Origin of the sequence: Thermocatellispora tengchongensis (genome assembly GCF_014202315.1) — a bacterium.
Classification (GTDB): Bacteria; Actinomycetota; Actinomycetes; order Streptosporangiales; family Streptosporangiaceae; genus Thermocatellispora; species Thermocatellispora tengchongensis.
In genome coordinates this window covers 315,603-331,532 of record NZ_JACHGN010000010.1, presented here as the reverse complement: position 1 = coordinate 331,532, position 15,930 = coordinate 315,603, and the positions used below count along the sequence as shown (strand labels likewise).

The following is a 15,930-nucleotide window of genomic DNA, read 5'->3' as shown; positions in this document are numbered from 1 at the left end:
AGTGTGTGCCTGATGCGTTCGCGTATCGCGCCGGTCCTGCGGCGCTTGTCCGGCCTCGATCCGCTCGTCGTCGACGGTGGAGTGGCGCTGGGGATGGCCGTGGGCAGTTGGGTGTGGACCGTCTGGGAACCCCAGCAGGCGTGGCGGCCGGCGGATTTCACCGCCCTGGTGCTGACCGCGGTGGTGAACCTGCCGCTGGCGTTGCGCAGGCGTGCGCCCTCGACCGTCCTGGCGGTCTCGACGGCCGCCGCCACGGTGTTCCACGTGCTCGGCTACCACAGCGTGACGAACAACATGGGCCCCCTGCTGGCGCTGTACAGCGTCGCGGTGCGCCGGCCCTGGCACCACACGGCGGCCGGGGCGGTGCTGGTGACGATGGAGTGGACGCACGCCATCGCCCAGGCGCCGGGGGTGCCGCAGGCGATGCTGTCGGCCCTGGGGCAGTCGCTGATGGTGGTCGGCGTCGTCGTGGCCATCGGCACCAGCGCGCGGCTGCTGGCACAGCGCACCGAGCAGCTCGCCACCCGCACCGCCGAGCTGGCCGTGCTCGCCGACCGGTTGCACCGCCAGCAGGCGGCCGTGGCCGAACGGGCGGTCATGCACGAACGCCTGCAGATCGCCCGCGAGTTGCACGACGTGGTGGCCAACTACATGTCGATCATCGCGGTGCAGGCCGGCCTTGGCCGTTACGTCGCCCGCTCCGACCCGCCGACCTCCCAGCAGGCGCTGGACGTGATCGCCGACACCAGTCACCAGGCGCTCACGGAGATGCGGCGGCTGCTGTCGATCCTGCGGGTCGAAACCCGCGACGAGGAGGATCTGTACGCCGTACCCCCCGGAGTGCGGCGCCTGCACTGGCTGGTCGAGCGGATGAACCGGGCCGGGCTGACCATAGAGTTCACCGTGCACGGCACGGTCCGGGACCTGCCGCCCGGACTGGACCTGTGCGTCTACCGGATCGTGCAGGAGTCCCTGACCAACACCCTCAAGCACGCCGGACGCGCCCGTGCCGAGGTGAGCCTCACATACGCACCGGCGGAACTGACCGTCCGCGTACGCGACGACGGCGTCCGCGTGGGCACTGAAGGCGTCCACGTGAGCACTGAAGGCGTCCCAGCGTCCCTCCCACCGACCGACTCCGGAGGTCACGGGTTGATCGGCATGGCAGAACGTGTCAGGCTCTACGAGGGTTCGATCACCACAGGACCGCGGCCGCAGGGAGGGTACGAGGTGATCGCCGTCTTTCCGCTGGCCGGCCTCCCCAGACTCGGGCAGCAGGCCGATGCGGGCCCGTCAGGAGCCGCATGATCAAGGTGCTCGTGGCCGATGACGAGGTCCTCATCCGCTCGGGCCTGGCGGCCCTGCTCCGCGCCGCCCCCGGGCTGGACGTCGTCGGTGAGGCGGCCGGCGGCGAGGAGGCCGTGCGCCTCGCCCTCGCCACCGCCCCTGACGTGGTGCTCATGGACATCCGGATGCCCGGCATCAGCGGCATCGTCGCCACCGAGCGCATCCTGCGCGGCCGATCGGCCGACCACGCCCCCAAGGTGCTCATCCTCACCACCTTCGACCTGGACGAGTACGTGTACAACTCGCTGCGGCTGGGCGCGTCCGGCTTCCTGCTCAAGGACACGCCTCCCGAGCGGCTGATCTCGGCGATCCACACCGTCGCCTCCGGTGACGTCCTGCTGGCGCCCACCGCCACCAGGCGCCTGATCGAGGCGTTCTCCCGCCCCGAATTCGGCGCGCACCCCGGCTCCCGGCAGGACGCGAACCTGTCCGTGCTGACCCCGCGAGAGACCGAAGTGCTGCAACTCGTCGGGCGCGGGCTGACGAACAGGCAGATCGCCGACGCGATCTCGGTGCGAGAGGTCACGGTCAAGACCCACCTGAACCGGGTGCTGGCCAAGCTCGGCCTGTCGAGCCGGGCGCAGGCCATCGTCCTGGCCTACGATCACGGCCTGGTGAAACCCGCGATCGGATGACGCTCCGCCCTGCCGGGCAGGGCGGCACACATCCGGCCCACGCGCCCGTGGCCACCGCGGCGCTTCCCCCCTGATAGGCAGCCCTTGAGAGCCGCTCTGACCTGCGGTTGAGCCCGCAGGCGCGCTCAGTACCAGGGGTGGAGGCCCCGCTACGGCAAAAGTTTGAGGCGGCCTCATACCGCCGATTGAAGACCGTTTTCGGGCTTTGTTTTACGTTTGCGGCGTTCAAGAAGAACATCCGGCCGGATGTCCGCCGACGGCGGCCGCTCTCGAATGGCCGCCCCGCAACCCATCACCTCGGAAATGGGGTATCACCATGCCCGTACGAAGCCGTCATCTGGCGTTGGCGCTCGCGACCGCCTCGCTCTCCGCGCTCGTACCGATCAGCGCAGCAGCCGCGACGGACACCCCGACCACCCCGACCACCCCGACGGCCCCGCCCGTCCCGGCCGAGCAGCAGCCGTCCGACCCCGCGCCCACGACCCCGGCGCCCACGGATCCCGCCCCCACCGCCCCGGCACCGACCGACCCGGCACCCACCACCCCTGCTCCCACCACCCCTGCTCCCACCGACTCTGCTCCCACCGACCCAGCACCCACGGACCCCGCTCCCGCGGACCCGCCACCGGTGAGCACCGAGCCCACCGCCCCCGCCCCGAGCGAACTGGAACCCACAACACCCGACCCCGGCGAGGAGCCCCCCGCCGAGGTGGCCGAACTACTCGCGGCAAAGGTGTACAAGCCCTTCCGGTTCATCATCAACGGCAAGAACCGCTGCATCGACGTCCCGCGTTCCTCCAAGGAGAGGGGAACCACCATCCAGTTGTACGACTGCAAGCCCGCCGGCAAGCGGGCCAACCAGGAGTGGACGATCGAGGGCTACTACCTGGACAAGGCAGGCCGCATGGCCTACCTGATCCGCAACCGCCACAGCCAGATGTGCCTCAACGTCAAGGGCTCCTCGAAGGACAACGGGGCGCGGCTCATCCAGTGGCCCTGCAACAAGAACCACCAGAACAGCCTCTGGTACTGGAAGCGCAACTCCTACGGCAAGGGCCAGATGCTGGCGAACTCGAACAGCACCAAGTGCCTGAACGTCGGCGGCAACAGCGCCGCCAACGGCGCCTGGCTCATCCAGTGGACCTGCAGAAAGGACCACCCGAGCTTCGCCCTGTACTTCTGACCTGAAGACTTCTGACCCCTGGCTCAGGACTGCCGGCCGAACCGGTCCGGTGCCTTCCGAGCGGCCCTGTCCCCCCGGATCGCCGACGGCCGGCACGCGGATGGCCGGCAGCCCTGCACCTCGTACGCACCCCGCGCAACCACCGTCCGCTGCCGACGCTCACGGCCCGATCGCCCCACCCGGTCAGGCGGCCACCACGGCCTCCCGGCACCGGGCCGGAGCAGGCCGGTACGGGCGGTGGCCCACCCCGCGCACACGCCCTTCCGTCCCCGTTCCCACGTGGTCCCGGCACGCCGCCGGTAACCCGACAGCACCCCGCCCCCAGCCGGCCACGCCGGGTACCTGGCCCCTCCACCTCCGTAGCCCGGCTCCGCACACCCCACCTACCGGAGGGCCGGGCAGGGCAGGCAGGGCAGAGCGGATGCGGCCGACCACATCAGCCCAGCCACGACAGGGCAGGCAGGACGGCCGCGACACGCGGGACACCGGGCGGGACGGTCCGGGCGGGACGCGCGACGAGACGGCCGAGTCGGGACGCCTGGGGCAAGGGCGGCCGCGCCCCGCCCCACCCATCCCCGGCTCCGCGCGGCCACCCGCGCCCGGCCCCGCCATCCCAGCCCTGCACCGCCACCCGCGCCCGGCCCCGCCACCCCAGCCCCGCACCGCCACCCGCGCCCGGCCCCGCCACCCCAGCCCCGCACGCCCACCCGCGCCCGGCCGGGATCCCGGCCCCGCCCGTTCACACACGCCCGCATGCCATCCCGGCCCCGCCCGCACGCCCGCATGCCATCCCGGCCCCGCGCGTCCACCGGCGTCCGCCGCGCCATCCCCAGTCCCTGGCGTCACACCCCGGTGCCCGCCCGCCCATTCCCTGGTCCCGTGTCCGCCCGCGCCCTCCCATCGTGCGGGCTATCTGGGGTTTAAACCTGGATTGGGTGTGACATGGGGCACATTTGGGATTTATCGGAATCCGGGGGAGGAAGCGGGGCGTTCGGTGACTCGTGTCTCGACCGTCCCCCACGCTAGGACAAGCTGTGCCCCTCCCGGCTGCCGCGCTGCGATCGTTTCGTCACCGTAACTACCGCCTTTGGGCATTCTCCGACATCGTCTCGGTGACCGGGACCTGGATGCAGGTGCTGGGCGTCAACTGGATGGTGTTGAGCGCGACCGGGTCGGCGACCAGTGTGGGGCTGAGCCTGGTGTTGCAGGCGCTGCCGACGCTGGTGCTGGGGATGTGGGGCGGGGCGCTGGCGGATCGGCTGCCCTCTCGGCCGGTGATCGTGGTCTCGCAGGTGACGCAGGCGGTACTGGCCGCGCTGCTGGCGATGATCGCGCTGGGCGGGACGGGTTCGGTGGCGGCCGTGTACGCGATCGTGCTGGTGAGCGGGGTGGTGTCCGCGCTGACGGGGCCCGCGTTCGGCAGGTTCGGGGCCGAGGTGGTGCCGCCGGAGGACCTGCCGAACTCGCTCGCGCTCGGGTCGCTGATCAACTCGGCCGGACGCATCCTGGGCATGAGCCTGGCGGGGGTGCTGATGCCCCTCACCGGCCCCGCCTGGCTGTTCCTGATCAACGCGATCACGTTCTTCGCGGTGGTCGCGTGCGTGCTGGTCATGCGGGCCGACGAGATGCACACGATCCCGCTGGCCGCCGCGTCCGGGACGCACCCCGGGGGCGTGCGCGCCGGGCTCGCGTACGTGCTGCGCACCCCCTGGCTGCTGGTGATGCTGGCGCTCGCGCTCGTCCTGGGCAGCCTGGGCCGCAACTACCAGGTGACCATGGCCGCGATGAGCGCGGGGCCGCTCGGGGCCGGCGCGGCCGGGTACGGGGTGCTGTCCACGGTCTTCGCGGTCGGCACCGTGCTGGGCGGGGTCTTCGCCGCCGGGCGGTCGCGGCTCACCCTGCGGCTGCTGCTGGTCACCGCCGGTGTGGTCAGCGCGGCGCAGGCGGTCAGCGGGCTGATGCCGGACGTGATGACGTTCGGCGCGCTCATGCTGCCGATCGCCGCCGGGGCAGTGATCATCGACACGACCGTGGGCACGCGGGCCCAGCTCGACAGCCCGCCGGAGATGCGCGGGCGGATCATCGCGGTGAACGGCATCGTCGGCGCGGCGGCGGGGGCGATCGGCGGCCCGCTGCTCGGTGTGATGTCGGACACGATGGGGCCGCGCGGGGCGCTGCACCTCGCCGGGGTCGTCACCGTGGCAGCGACCCTGCTGGCCGCGGCGGCCTTCGTCAGGACCCGTGCCAGGGCGCGCACCTCGCCCGCACCGGTGCTCCCGGCCGCGGCTCCGGCCGCCGCCGTGGAACCGGTGGGCTGAGGGCGCTCACGGGCACGCCCACCGGGTGCTCGCCGGGTGCTCGCCGGGCGCCCACCGGCCGGTCGCCGGGGCCTCGCCGGGCGCTCATTGGGCGGTCGCGGGGCGCTCCTTGCGGTGGTCACCGGGCGGTCGCGGGGCGCTCCTTGCGGTGGTCACCGGGCGGTCGCGGGGCGCTCCTTGCGGTGGTCACTGGGCGGTCGCGGCGGGGGTCAGGGGGCCGGTCGGTACGCCTCCACCAGCAGGGCCTCGGCGTCGTCGAAGTAGGCGGCCAGCTCGCGCTCGGCCTTGTCCAGTTCCCCGGCCGCCATGAGTTCGAGCAGCTCCCGGTTCCGCGCCACGAACGGCTCGTGGAAGGACCGGGGGTTGCGCATCACGTGGAAGACCAGCCGCAGTTCGGCCAGGAGCTGGCGCATCAAGTCGTCCAGCCGCTGGCTGCCGTTCAGGCGGGTGATGCCCTGGTGGAAGCGGAGGTTGGCGGTGCCGACGTCGCGCCAGCGGTTCTCGGCGGCCGCGCGCTCGCCGTCCTCTACCGCCTCGCGCAGCGGGCCGAGCGCGTCCGGGGTGGCCCGCCGTACGGCGGAGCACTCGATCACGCGGCGCACCCGGTAGAGGTCGGTGACGTCCTCCAGCGACAGGACCCGCACGAACACGCCCCGGTTGAGCTGGTGCCTGAGCAGCCCTTCGTGGCCGAGCAGGCGGAACGCCTCGCGCAGGGTGTTGCGCGAGACGCCAAGCGCGGTGCCGATCGCCTCCTCCGACAGCCGCTGGCCGGGGGTGAAGAAGCCCTCGGCGATGCGCTCGCGCAGGATGTCGGCCACGCGTTCGGCGGTGCTGCTGCGGCTCAGGCGATCACGATCGCGTTCCAGGGCGGCGACGTCGTCCATGGCGAAATCATCGCACAAAGAATCCACAAGCCTCTTGTCGGATTGTTCAACGATCCTTATGTTGAAAGAAATCCCCCGACAGGAGCGAACGCGATGGCAGGCTCCCATCGTCAAGCACGGCGGGTGATCACCGCCGGCCTCATCGGCACCTCCCTTGAGTGGTACGACTTCTTCCTGTACGGCACCGCGGCGACCCTGGTCTTCGGCAAGCTGTTCTTCCCCACCTTCGAGCCTCTGACCGCCACCCTCATCGCCTTCACCACCTACGCCGTCGGCTTCGTGGCCAGGCCGGTCGGCGGCATCGTCTTCGGCCACTTCGGCGACCGCATCGGCCGCAAGAACGTCCTGGTCGTCACGCTGCTGATCATGGGCGTCTCGACCGTGCTGATCGGCCTGCTGCCCGGCTACGGCACCATCGGCGTGGCGGCGCCGCTGCTGCTGGTCACGCTGCGCTTCCTGCAAGGGCTCGGCCTCGGCGGCGAGTGGGGCGGCGCGGTGCTGATGTCCATCGAGCACGGCGACCGGTCACGGCGGGGCCTGAACGCGAGCTGGCCGCAGGTCGGCGTGCCCGCGGGCAACCTGCTCGCCGCGGCCGTCCTCGGCGCGATGGCCGCCACGCTGCCGGAGGAGGCGTTCCTGTCCTGGGGCTGGCGGGTGCCGTTCCTGCTCTCGGGCCTGCTGGTGGTCGTCGGGCTGTGGATCCGGCTGCGGATCGCGGAGTCGCCGCTGTTCGCCGAGGTCGAGCGGCACAACAGGAAGGCGCGCATGCCGGTGCTGGACGTGATCCGGTCGCACCCGCGCGCCCTGCTGTCGGCGATCTTCGCCCGGATCGGGGTGGACGTCGCGTTCTACACCTTCGCCCTGTTCATCGTGCAGTACGTCTCCGGCACGCTCGGCCTGGACCGCACGGTCGGGCTGAACGCGGTCCTCATCGGCTCGGCGGTGCAGCTCGGCCTGATCCCGCTGTTCGGCGCGCTGTCCGACCGCCTCGGCAGGCGCCCGGTCTACCTCGCGGGCGCGGTCGCGGCCGGGATCTGGGTGTTCGCGTTCTTCCCGCTGCTGGACACCCGCTCCACGCCGCTGATCGTGCTGGCCGCGGTGATCGCGCTGGCCGCCCACGCCGCCATGTACGGCCCGCAGGCCGCCTTCATCGCCGAGTTGTTCAGCACCCGGCTCCGCTACAGCGGCGCGTCGATGGGCTACCAGATCGCCGGTGTGCTGGGCGGCGCGCTCGCGCCGATCATCTCCCTGGCCCTGCTGGAGGCGTTCGGCACCTCGGTCGCGATCTCGCTGTACGTGGTGGCGGCCCTGCTGCTCACCGCCGCCGGGCTGGCGCTCGCCCCGGAGACCCGAGACCTGGACCTGGACACCGGCCTGGCCCCGGCCCCGCCGGGCGCGAAGGCCGCCACCGGCTGAGCCGCCGCGAGCCCTCCCCCTGGCGGGTTCCGCGCGGCCACGCGGAACCCGCCCGCGCGCCCCTCCCGCGACCGGGCGGCGCGGGCCCGCTCAGCGGGGGCCGAGCCCGTTCGCCAGCGCGGGCAGCAGGTCGGCGAGGCCGTCGATCACCAGGTCGGCCTCGCCCGCCTCGGGGCGCTCGGCGTGCAGGAACCCCCACGGCCCTCGGCGCAGCAGCGCCGCGCGCATCCCGGCGGCCCGCGCGGGCCGCACGTCGTTGTCCAGGCGGTCGCCGACGTACAGGATCTCACCGGGTTCGCGCCCGACCACCGCCGCGACCTTGCTGAAGAAGCCGGGGTCGGGCTTCTCCACGCCCCACTCGGCCGAGGTGTGGATCGCGTCCACCGGCAGCTCCATGGCCGCCAGCGCCCCCGCGGCCTGCGGCGGCTGGTTGCCCGCGATCACCACCTGGTAGCCCGCGGCGCGCAGCCCGGCCAGCACCTCGCGCACGTCGGGGTACAGGTCGTCCTGGTCGAAGTTCTCGCGCAGCCCGTCGGGCTCCTCGCGCCGCCACGCGGCCAGCTCGGCCTCGACGTCCAGATCGGGGCGGATCAGCAGCAGGGCGGCGGTGTGGGAACGGTCGAGCGCGGCCATCCCCCCGAGCAGCCCCAGCATGGTCAGCCGGGGCACCCCCAGCCGATCGGCCCACCGCGACCAGATCCGCGTCTCGTCGATCAGCGTCTCGCCCACGTCGAACACCAGCGCCCGAATCTCGCTCATTCCCCAACTTTAGTGGCAGCCCTCCCGGCACCGCGCTCGCGTGCGATACTCACAGTGCCTGTTCGACCACGAAGGGCCACAGAGCGCACCGCATGATCACCGGCTTCGCTCCCATGGGCTGATCCTGGTCTCCGAGATCGTCTCGCCGGGCAGCGTGACGATCGACCGGGAGCGCAAGCCCGCCCTTCACGCGCGGGGCGGGGTGCCGCTGTTCCTTCTGGTCGATCCGGTGGCCGAGCCCGCCGCCGTGACGCTGTTCGGCGATCTGCGCGACGGGAGGTACCAGGAGATCCACACCGTGGCGGTGGGCGCGGAGGTGTGATCGCCGGCGCCGGTGGAGTTCGAGCCGGACACCGGGATCTTCAGGTGATCTTGTCGATGGCCTTGCGGATGCGCTTCTCCGAGACCGGGTAGGGCGTGCCGAGGGTCTGGGCGAAGAAGCTGACCCGCAGTTCCTCGATCATCCAGCGGATCTCGGTGACGTCGTCGTCCTCGCGGCGCGGGGGCGGCAGGCGGTCGAGGAGGTCGTGGTAGTCGTCCTCCACGTCGTGCACCTTGAGCATCCACTCCTCGTCGCGGTACGGGTCGTCGGGGAGCTTGGCCAGCCTGCGTTCGGCGGCGCGCAGGTAGCGGTGCAGGTCGGGCAGGCGGCGGTGGCCGGTGGCGGTGACGAAGCCGGGGTAGACGAGCCGGGCCACCTGGTCGCGCACATCCTGTACGGCCGCCGCCGTAGCGCCGCCGCGCAGCTCGCCCAGGGTGGTGCCGACGGCGTGCCACAGGGCGAGGATGCCCTCCACCCGGCGTACGACGTCGAGGGTGGTGTCGAACAGCTCGGCGCGCACGTGCTCCTGGATGCGGGCGAAGCCGCCCTCGTCCCAGGCGGGGCCGCCCACGTCGGCGATGAGCTTGTCGGCGGCGCAGGCCACGCAGTCGTCGAACAGCGCGGTCGCGCCCTGGTGCGGGCTGCGGCTGAGCGCCAGCTTGGCCTGGTTGGACAACTGGCCGAGCACCCACTTGGCCGGGTTGGGGCTGCCGAGGAGGGCGAGCCTGCGGGTGCCGGCCCACATGGCGCGGCGCTGCTCCGACTCGGTCTCGAACATGCGCACCGCGACGCTGTCGCCCTCGTCGGCGAGCGCGGGGTAGGCCTTCATCCGCCGCTGCTCGAACGTCTTGGGCAGGGTGCCGACGTCCTCCCAGCCGCGCAGGCCGCCGCGCTCCAGCTCCTCGCCCGCCTTGGACAGGGTGGCGCGCAGCCGTGGGGCGAGGCGGCGTTTGAGCGCGGCGAGGTCCTTGTCCTCGGCCAGGGTCTTCTTGCCCTGCACCACCCGGAAGGTGATGCGCAGGTGGTCGGGCACCTGGTCGAGCTGCCAGTCCTCACGCGCGACGGTCACGCCGGTCATCGCGTGCAGCTCGCGCTCCAGCACGGCCAGCAGCGGCTCGCGGCGCGGCTCGGCGCCTTCGAGCACCCGGCGGGCGAAGTCGGGGGCGGGCACGAAGTTGCGGCGCAGCGCCTTGGGCAGCGACCTGATCAGCGCCGCGACGAGGTCCAGGCGCAGGCCGGGGATCTGCCAGTCGAAGCCGTCGGGCGAGACCTGGTTGAGGACCGACAGCGGGATGTGCACGGTCACGCCGTCGGCGTCGGCGCCGGGCTCGAACTGGTAGGTGAGCGGGAAGCGCAGCCCGCCCTGGCGCCAGGTGTCGGGGTAGTCGCGCTCGCTGACCTCGGCCGCCCGCTCGCTGATCAGCATCGACTTCTCGAAGTTGAGCAGGTCGGGCTGCTCCTGGCGGACCTTCTTCCACCAGGCGTCGAAGTGGCGGCCGGAGACGACCTCCTCGCCCACCCGCTGGTCGTAGAAGTCGAACAGCGTCTCGTCGTCCACCAGGATGTCGCGGCGCCGGGCGCGTTCCTCCAGCTCCTCGACCTCGTCGAGCAGCTTGCGGTTCTCGCGGAAGAAGGCGTGGTGGGTGTCCCAGTCGCCCTCCACCAGCGCGTGCCGGATGAACAGCTCGCGCGACATCTCGGGGTCGATCCGGCCGTAGTTGACCTTGCGCTGGGCGACGATCGGCACGCCGTACAGGGTGACCCGCTCGTACGCCACCACCGCCGCCTGGCTCTTCTCCCAGTGCGGCTCGGAGTAGGTGCGCTTGATCAGGTGCTGGGCCAGCGGCTCGACCCACTCGGGTTCGATCTTGGCGTTGATCCTGGCCCACAGCCGGGAGGTCTCCACCAGCTCGGCCGACATCACCCACTGCGGCTGCTTCTTGGCCAGCGCCGAGCCCGGCCAGATGGCGAAGCGGGCGTTGCGGGCGCCGAGGTACTCCTGGATCGGGCGCCGCGGGCCGTCCTTGTCGGCCTTGCGATCGACGTCCTTCAGGCCGATGTGCGACAGCAGGCCCGACAGCAGCGACACGTGCACCTTGTGCGGGTCGCCGGGCACGCTGTTCATGGTGACGCCCAGCGCCTTGGACATCTGCCTGAGCTGGCCGTAGACGTCCTGCCACTCGCGTACGCGCAGGTAGTTCAGGAACTCGGCCTTGCACAGGCGGCGGAAGGCGCTGGAGGACAGCTCCTTCTGCTTCTCCTGCAGGTAGGCCCACAGGTTGAGGTAGGCGAGGAAGTCGGAGTCCTTGTCGGCGAAGCGCCGGTGCTTCTCGTCGGCGGCCTGCTGCTTGTCGGCCGGGCGCTCGCGCGGGTCCTGGATCGACAGCGCGGCGGCGATCACCATGACCTCGCGCACGCAGCCGTTGCGGTCGGCCTCCAGGACCATGCGGGCCAGGCGTGGATCGACCGGCAGGGTGGCCAGCTTGCGCCCGAGCGGGGTGATCCGCTTGGCCTCGTCGAAGGCGCCCAGCTCCTGCAGCAGGTTGACGCCGTCCTTGACCTGGCGCTGGTCCGGCGGCTCCACGAACGGGAACGCCGCGATGTCGCCCAGGCCGATCGAGGTCATCTGCAGGATGACCGAGGCCAGGTTGGTGCGCAGGATCTCGGGGTCGGTGAACTCCGGCCGGCTCAGGAAGTCCTCTTCGGAGTACAGCCGGACGCAGATGCCGTCGGAGACCCGGCCGCAGCGGCCCTTGCGCTGGTTGGCCGACGCCTGGGAGATCGGCTCGATGGGCAGGCGCTGCACCTTGGTGCGGTGGCTGTAGCGGGAGACGCGGGCGAAGCCGGGATCGACGACGTACTTGATGCCGGGGACCGTGAGCGAGGTCTCGGCGACGTTGGTGGACAGGACGATGCGGCGGCCGGAGTGGGGCTGGAAGACGCGGTGCTGCTCGGCGGCCGACAGCCGCGCGTACAGGGGGAGGATCTCGGTGTCGCGGAGGTTCTGCTTGGCCAGGGCGTCGGCGGTGTCGCGGATCTCGCGCTCGCCGCTGAGGAAGACGAGGATGTCGCCCGGCCCCTCGGCGCACAGCTCGTCGATGGCGTCGGAGATCGCCTGGATCTGGTCCTCCTGGTCCTCCTCCAGGGGGCGGTAGCGCACCTCGACCGGGTAGGTGCGGCCGGAGACCTCGATGATCGGGGCGTCGCCGAAGTGGCGGGAGAAGCGCTCGGGGTCGATCGTGGCCGAGGTGATGATCACCTTGAGGTCGGGGCGCTTGGGCAGGAGCTGTTTCAGGTAGCCGAGGATGAAGTCGATGTTGAGGCTGCGCTCGTGGGCCTCGTCGATGATCAGGGTGTCGTACTGGTCGAGCGAGCGGTCGGTCTGCAGCTCGGCCAGCAGGATGCCGTCGGTCATCACCTTGACCAGCGTGGAGTCGCTCACGTGGTCGGTGAAGCGGACCTTGTAGCCGACGGCCTGGCCCAGCTCGGTGTTCAGCTCCTCGGCGACGCGCTCGGCGACGGTGCGGGCCGCGATCCGGCGCGGCTGGGTGTGCCCGATCAGCCCGCGCACGCCCCGGCCCAGCTCCAGGCAGATCTTGGGGAGCTGGGTGGTCTTGCCGGAGCCGGTCTCGCCGGCGACGATCACGACCTGGTTGTCGCGGATCGCGGCCAGGATGTCGTCCTTGCGGGCGCTGACCGGCAGCGCCTCGGGGTAGGTGATCGCGGGCACGGCGGAGCGGCGGGCCTCGGCCCGCCGCTCGGCCGCCTCGATGTCGGCGGCGATCTCGGCCGCGATCTTCTGCCGCGCGGCGCGGTTGCGCACCTTGCGCGCGCCCTCGATCCGCCGCCGCAGCCGCCGCTGGTCGCGCAGGGTCAGCTCGCCCAGCCGCGTGCGCAGCTCGTCGAGCGTGTCGGTCGCGCCGGGTGCCGCGCCGGGCACCGGGCCGGGCGTACGGTCGCGCGCACGCAGATCGTCGCGCGGAGAGTTCAACGAAGTGCTTCCCATGGTCGCTTTCCCGGCCGCCCCATGAACGACCGCCCCCGTAAGGATAGGCAACCGCACCCGGTACTCCGCCAGTCGATATCCGCGGCGCCGCCGGGGGTTCAGGGCGTCAGGCGGCCCAGGTAGAAGAAACAGCCCTGGTCGTCGTGGCATTCCGCCATCTGCCCGAACGGCCGCGCGACCGGGTCGCCGGCCGTGCCGCCCTTGGCCCGGACCGCGGCGACGCCCGCCTCGATGTCGGCGACCGCGTACATGGGCACCGCCCTGGCCTCGGCCCGGCCGCCCCACAGGCCGGTCATCGGCCGCAGCTCGCGGCCCGCGTCCAGGACGTTCCAGCCGTGCTCGACGCTGCCGGGGGTGAACTCCCAGCCGAAGACCGCGCCGTAGAACGCCTTGGCGGCCTCGTCGTCGGGCACCTCGATGGTGAGGTAGGCCAGCTCGCCGGGGTGCGGCGGGCCGGCGGCGGGACGGCCCTCGCCGGCGTCCTCGTAGACGGCGAAGGGCAGGCCCTGGTCGTCCTGGCACATCGAGATCAGCCCGTACGGCTCCCGCGTCGCCTCGCCGGCGGTGCCCCCGGCGGCCCTGATCCGCTCGATCGCGGCGGCGATGTCGTCCACGGCGTAGCACAGGAACAGCGTGCGGCGCTCCTGGCCGCCCCAGATGCCCAGCGACGGCGTGACGCCCTCGATCCGGCGTCCCTGTTCGGTGCTGCCGGGGGCGATCCGCCAGCCGAGCACGTCCCCGTAGAACTCGGCGGCCTTGGCGGCGTCGGGCAGCCACAGCGAGGCGTACCCGAGGTCGCCGTGGCGCAGCATGGTGCCGGTGGTCATGTCGTCTCTCCTCCAGTGGTGGGCGGGGTCGAGCACGGCGCGCTCCAGCCGGGCGCGCAGCCGGGCCGCGAAGGCGGGGTCGGGCGCGACCGGCCGCACCTGCTCGCGGAGGGCCTCGAAGGGGTCACGCATCGGGGTCCTCCTTCCTGTCGGGGGCGGCCAGGCGCTCCTCGTACGAGCCGCGGAACGCCTTGCGCGCCCTGACCAGCAGCGCCTCGGTGGCGTGGACGGTGCGGCCGAGGAGGTCGGCGACCTCCGGGACCGGCAGCCCGTCGAGGTAGCGCAGCGTCAGCGCGGCCCGGTGGTGCGGCCCGAGCGAGCCCAGCACCTCGCGGGCGAGCATCGCGTCCAGCCGCTCGTCCCAGGGGTCCTCGAACCAGTCGTCGCGGGCGGACCCGCTCACCAGGCGCAGCCCGCGCTCCTCGCGCTCGGCGCGCCGCCAGTGGTCCACGAGCTTGTGCCGGGCCACGCCGATGAGCCACCCCACGCTCACGGCGTGGGGCGGCCCGCGCCTGGCCGCCTCGACGGCGGCCAGGAAGGTCTCGGCCGTCAGGTCCTCGGCCAGCGCCCGCTGCCCGCAGCGTGCGAGCAGGTAGCCGTAGACCTGGGGCAGCGCCTCGTCGTACAGATCGAGCAGCGCGATCCCCGGGTCCTGTTCGACGCCCGCTGGTCGTTCCACACCCCTCCGTCGTACGAGAGCCCGCTTCTCCGACGCCCTGGACGGCGGAAATACGGCGGAATTTCAGCGGGCGCGCCCCTCGTAGGCCGCCCGCCGCTGCGGCACCGCCGCCAGGACCTCCTCGTCCCCGCACAGCACCCAGGACAGCTCCTCCTGCGGCAGGAAGAACAGGTCGCCGCCGTGCCCGCTCAGTTCCCCGGCGCGCAGCCAGTACGCCCGGAACACGCCGAAGGCCCGTTCCACCTCGCCCCATACCCCGTCGCCGGGCGCGTCCTCGCCGCACCCCGGCGCCGCGATCTCCAGGCGGCGGTGGTCGCCGGGGTACTCCCCGGCCTTCGAGGCCCGCACCATGCCGGCGGCGAGGTGCAGGTAGCCGCCGACGGGGCCCTGCCAGAGCAGGGCCAGCTCCTCCGGGGTGCGCACCCGGGCGATCATGTCGCGCATCTCGCCGCACCGCTCGTCGCCCAGGGCGAGGAACTCCGGCAACCTGCGCCGGTACGCCCGCGTGCGCAGCCACCCGCGTACGCCTCCCGGAGCCCCGGTGTCGCCGCGGGCCACGGCCCGCAGCAGGGACCAGGCGGCCGGTGTCAGCCCCGTGACGCCCAGGCTCGCGTACCACTCGTCGAGGGTGTCCTCCGACACCCCGGACACGACCGCGGAGAACCGGTCCCCTACCTGCTCCGCGCCCCCGTCACCTTGTCCGAATCCCCCAAGTTGTTCCACTTCCTCCCCATGCCCGACCTGCCACAAAGGGAAACAACCCGCTCACTCTCCGTCAGATGACCGGGACCTCGTGGCCGCGCGCCAGGCCGGGGGCGCGGTGCAGGTGGCCGGGGCGCCCGTCGGGGATCAGCGGGCCCTCGAAGAAGAAGCCGGTCAGCGGGCCGCCGAGGAGGGCGAGGATGTCGTGCTCGTCGCCGGCGCGGGTGCACACCAGGTCGCCCGGCCCCACGTCGTGCTCCTTGCCGCCGGTCAGGACGCGGGCGCGGCCCTCGATGATCAGCCAGTACTCGTCGCAGTCGTGGTAGTGCCGGTCGAACCGGCCGCCCGCGGCGGGCACCGTGAAGGCGCCCGCCGCGGTCAGGTCGGACCAGTACGGCCTGCCCGTGCTCCAGGGCGTGCCGCGGCGGACCACGGTCATCGGGCCGCCTGGGTCCACTCCGGGACCTCGCCGGGGGCGTGCAGGCAGAAGTCGGGGGCGCCCTCCAGCGCCTTCTCCTCCCCGCCCGGCGTGTAGGTGACGATGAGCCGCAGCGGGCGCCACGTCGAGTTGTACGTGGAGTGGTAGGCGCCCTTGGGGATGTGCACGGTGTCGCCCTCCTTGATCGGGAAGGGCTCGCCGTCGTCCACCATCTGCATCGCCTCGCCGGAGATCACGTAGATGATCTCCTCGGCGCCGGGGTGGTTATGCCGGGCGTGCCCGCGCCCCGGGTTGACGATCACCTCTCCGAGGGTGCTGGCCGCGCCGGGCACCGTGGACGGGGTGACGAACCACTTGATGGACCCCCAGTCGAAGGACATGGTGGTCACCTTCTCCGGGCTGAGGTGCATCCT

14 protein-coding genes are annotated in these 15,930 nt (G+C 72.4%); 6 read left to right on the top strand and 8 right to left on the bottom strand.

Annotated features, from left to right (window positions below; translation table 11 throughout):
- The first annotated feature begins 12 nt into the window (after positions 1-12).
- The 4 genes from HNP84_RS24595 to HNP84_RS24580 all read left to right on the top strand — a co-directional run bounded on the left by HNP84_RS24595 (position 13) and on the right by HNP84_RS24580 (position 5,483).
- A complete protein-coding gene (locus tag HNP84_RS24595; protein WP_185052236.1) occupies positions 13-1,308 on the top strand; it encodes a sensor histidine kinase in 1,296 nt (431 codons plus the stop codon).
- A complete protein-coding gene (locus HNP84_RS24590; RefSeq protein WP_185052235.1) occupies positions 1,305-1,982 on the top strand; it encodes a response regulator in 678 nt (225 codons plus the stop codon). The genes HNP84_RS24595 and HNP84_RS24590 overlap by 4 nt, the downstream gene beginning before the upstream one ends.
- Before the next feature lie 628 nt (positions 1,983-2,610).
- Positions 2,611-3,165: an RICIN domain-containing protein gene (locus tag HNP84_RS56190; protein ID WP_185052234.1), complete on the top strand. Its 555-nt coding sequence runs from the start codon at positions 2,611-2,613 to the stop codon at positions 3,163-3,165.
- A gap of 1,001 nt (positions 3,166-4,166) precedes the next feature.
- On the top strand, positions 4,167-5,483 hold the full coding sequence (locus tag HNP84_RS24580) for an MFS transporter (RefSeq protein WP_312925627.1): 1,317 nt from the start codon (positions 4,167-4,169) through the stop codon (positions 5,481-5,483).
- A 209-nt stretch (positions 5,484-5,692) separates the two neighbouring features.
- On the opposite strand, the gene HNP84_RS24575 is transcribed toward HNP84_RS24580, so the two are convergent.
- Positions 5,693-6,367, bottom strand: coding sequence for a GntR family transcriptional regulator (locus tag HNP84_RS24575; RefSeq protein ID WP_185052233.1), 675 nt, complete (start codon positions 6,365-6,367; stop codon positions 5,693-5,695).
- 93 nt (positions 6,368-6,460) lie between these two features.
- On the opposite strand from HNP84_RS24575, the gene HNP84_RS24570 reads away from it, so the two are divergent.
- The gene (locus HNP84_RS24570) at positions 6,461-7,783 is read left to right on the top strand and encodes an MFS transporter (protein ID WP_185052232.1); all 1,323 of its coding nucleotides are present in this window, start codon (positions 6,461-6,463) and stop codon (positions 7,781-7,783) included.
- Positions 7,784-7,873: 90 nt separating this feature from the next.
- Here HNP84_RS24570 and HNP84_RS24565 read toward each other — a convergent pair whose 3' ends face one another.
- Positions 7,874-8,542 (bottom strand): HAD family hydrolase, encoded by a 669-nt coding sequence (locus HNP84_RS24565; RefSeq protein ID WP_185052231.1) that lies wholly within the window; start codon positions 8,540-8,542, stop codon positions 7,874-7,876.
- A gap of 40 nt (positions 8,543-8,582) precedes the next feature.
- Here HNP84_RS24565 and HNP84_RS24560 point away from each other — a divergent pair, with 40 nt between their 5' ends.
- Positions 8,583-8,864: a Uma2 family endonuclease gene (locus HNP84_RS24560; protein WP_185052230.1), complete on the top strand. Its 282-nt coding sequence runs from the start codon at positions 8,583-8,585 to the stop codon at positions 8,862-8,864.
- A gap of 40 nt (positions 8,865-8,904) precedes the next feature.
- Here HNP84_RS24560 and hrpA read toward each other — a convergent pair whose 3' ends face one another.
- The 6 genes from hrpA to HNP84_RS24530 all read right to left on the bottom strand — a co-directional run bounded on the left by hrpA (position 8,905) and on the right by HNP84_RS24530 (position 15,927).
- The gene (gene hrpA, locus HNP84_RS24555) at positions 8,905-12,804 is read right to left on the bottom strand and encodes an ATP-dependent RNA helicase HrpA (protein WP_312925658.1); all 3,900 of its coding nucleotides are present in this window, start codon (positions 12,802-12,804) and stop codon (positions 8,905-8,907) included.
- A gap of 164 nt (positions 12,805-12,968) precedes the next feature.
- On the bottom strand, positions 12,969-13,829 hold the full coding sequence (locus tag HNP84_RS24550) for a VOC family protein (protein ID WP_185052228.1): 861 nt from the start codon (positions 13,827-13,829) through the stop codon (positions 12,969-12,971).
- Entirely contained in the window at positions 13,822-14,376 is a 555-nt protein-coding gene (locus HNP84_RS24545; RefSeq protein ID WP_185052227.1) for an RNA polymerase sigma factor, read from the bottom strand. The genes HNP84_RS24550 and HNP84_RS24545 overlap by 8 nt, the downstream gene beginning before the upstream one ends.
- A gap of 63 nt (positions 14,377-14,439) precedes the next feature.
- A complete protein-coding gene (locus tag HNP84_RS24540) occupies positions 14,440-15,018 on the bottom strand; it encodes a hypothetical protein (RefSeq protein WP_185052226.1) in 579 nt (192 codons plus the stop codon).
- 133 nt (positions 15,019-15,151) lie between these two features.
- The gene (locus HNP84_RS24535) at positions 15,152-15,517 is read right to left on the bottom strand and encodes a cupin domain-containing protein (RefSeq protein WP_185052225.1); all 366 of its coding nucleotides are present in this window, start codon (positions 15,515-15,517) and stop codon (positions 15,152-15,154) included.
- Entirely contained in the window at positions 15,514-15,927 is a 414-nt protein-coding gene (locus HNP84_RS24530) for a cupin domain-containing protein (RefSeq protein ID WP_185052224.1), read from the bottom strand. Before HNP84_RS24530 ends, HNP84_RS24535 begins: the two co-directional genes overlap by 4 nt.
- Positions 15,928-15,930: the final 3 nt, after the last annotated feature.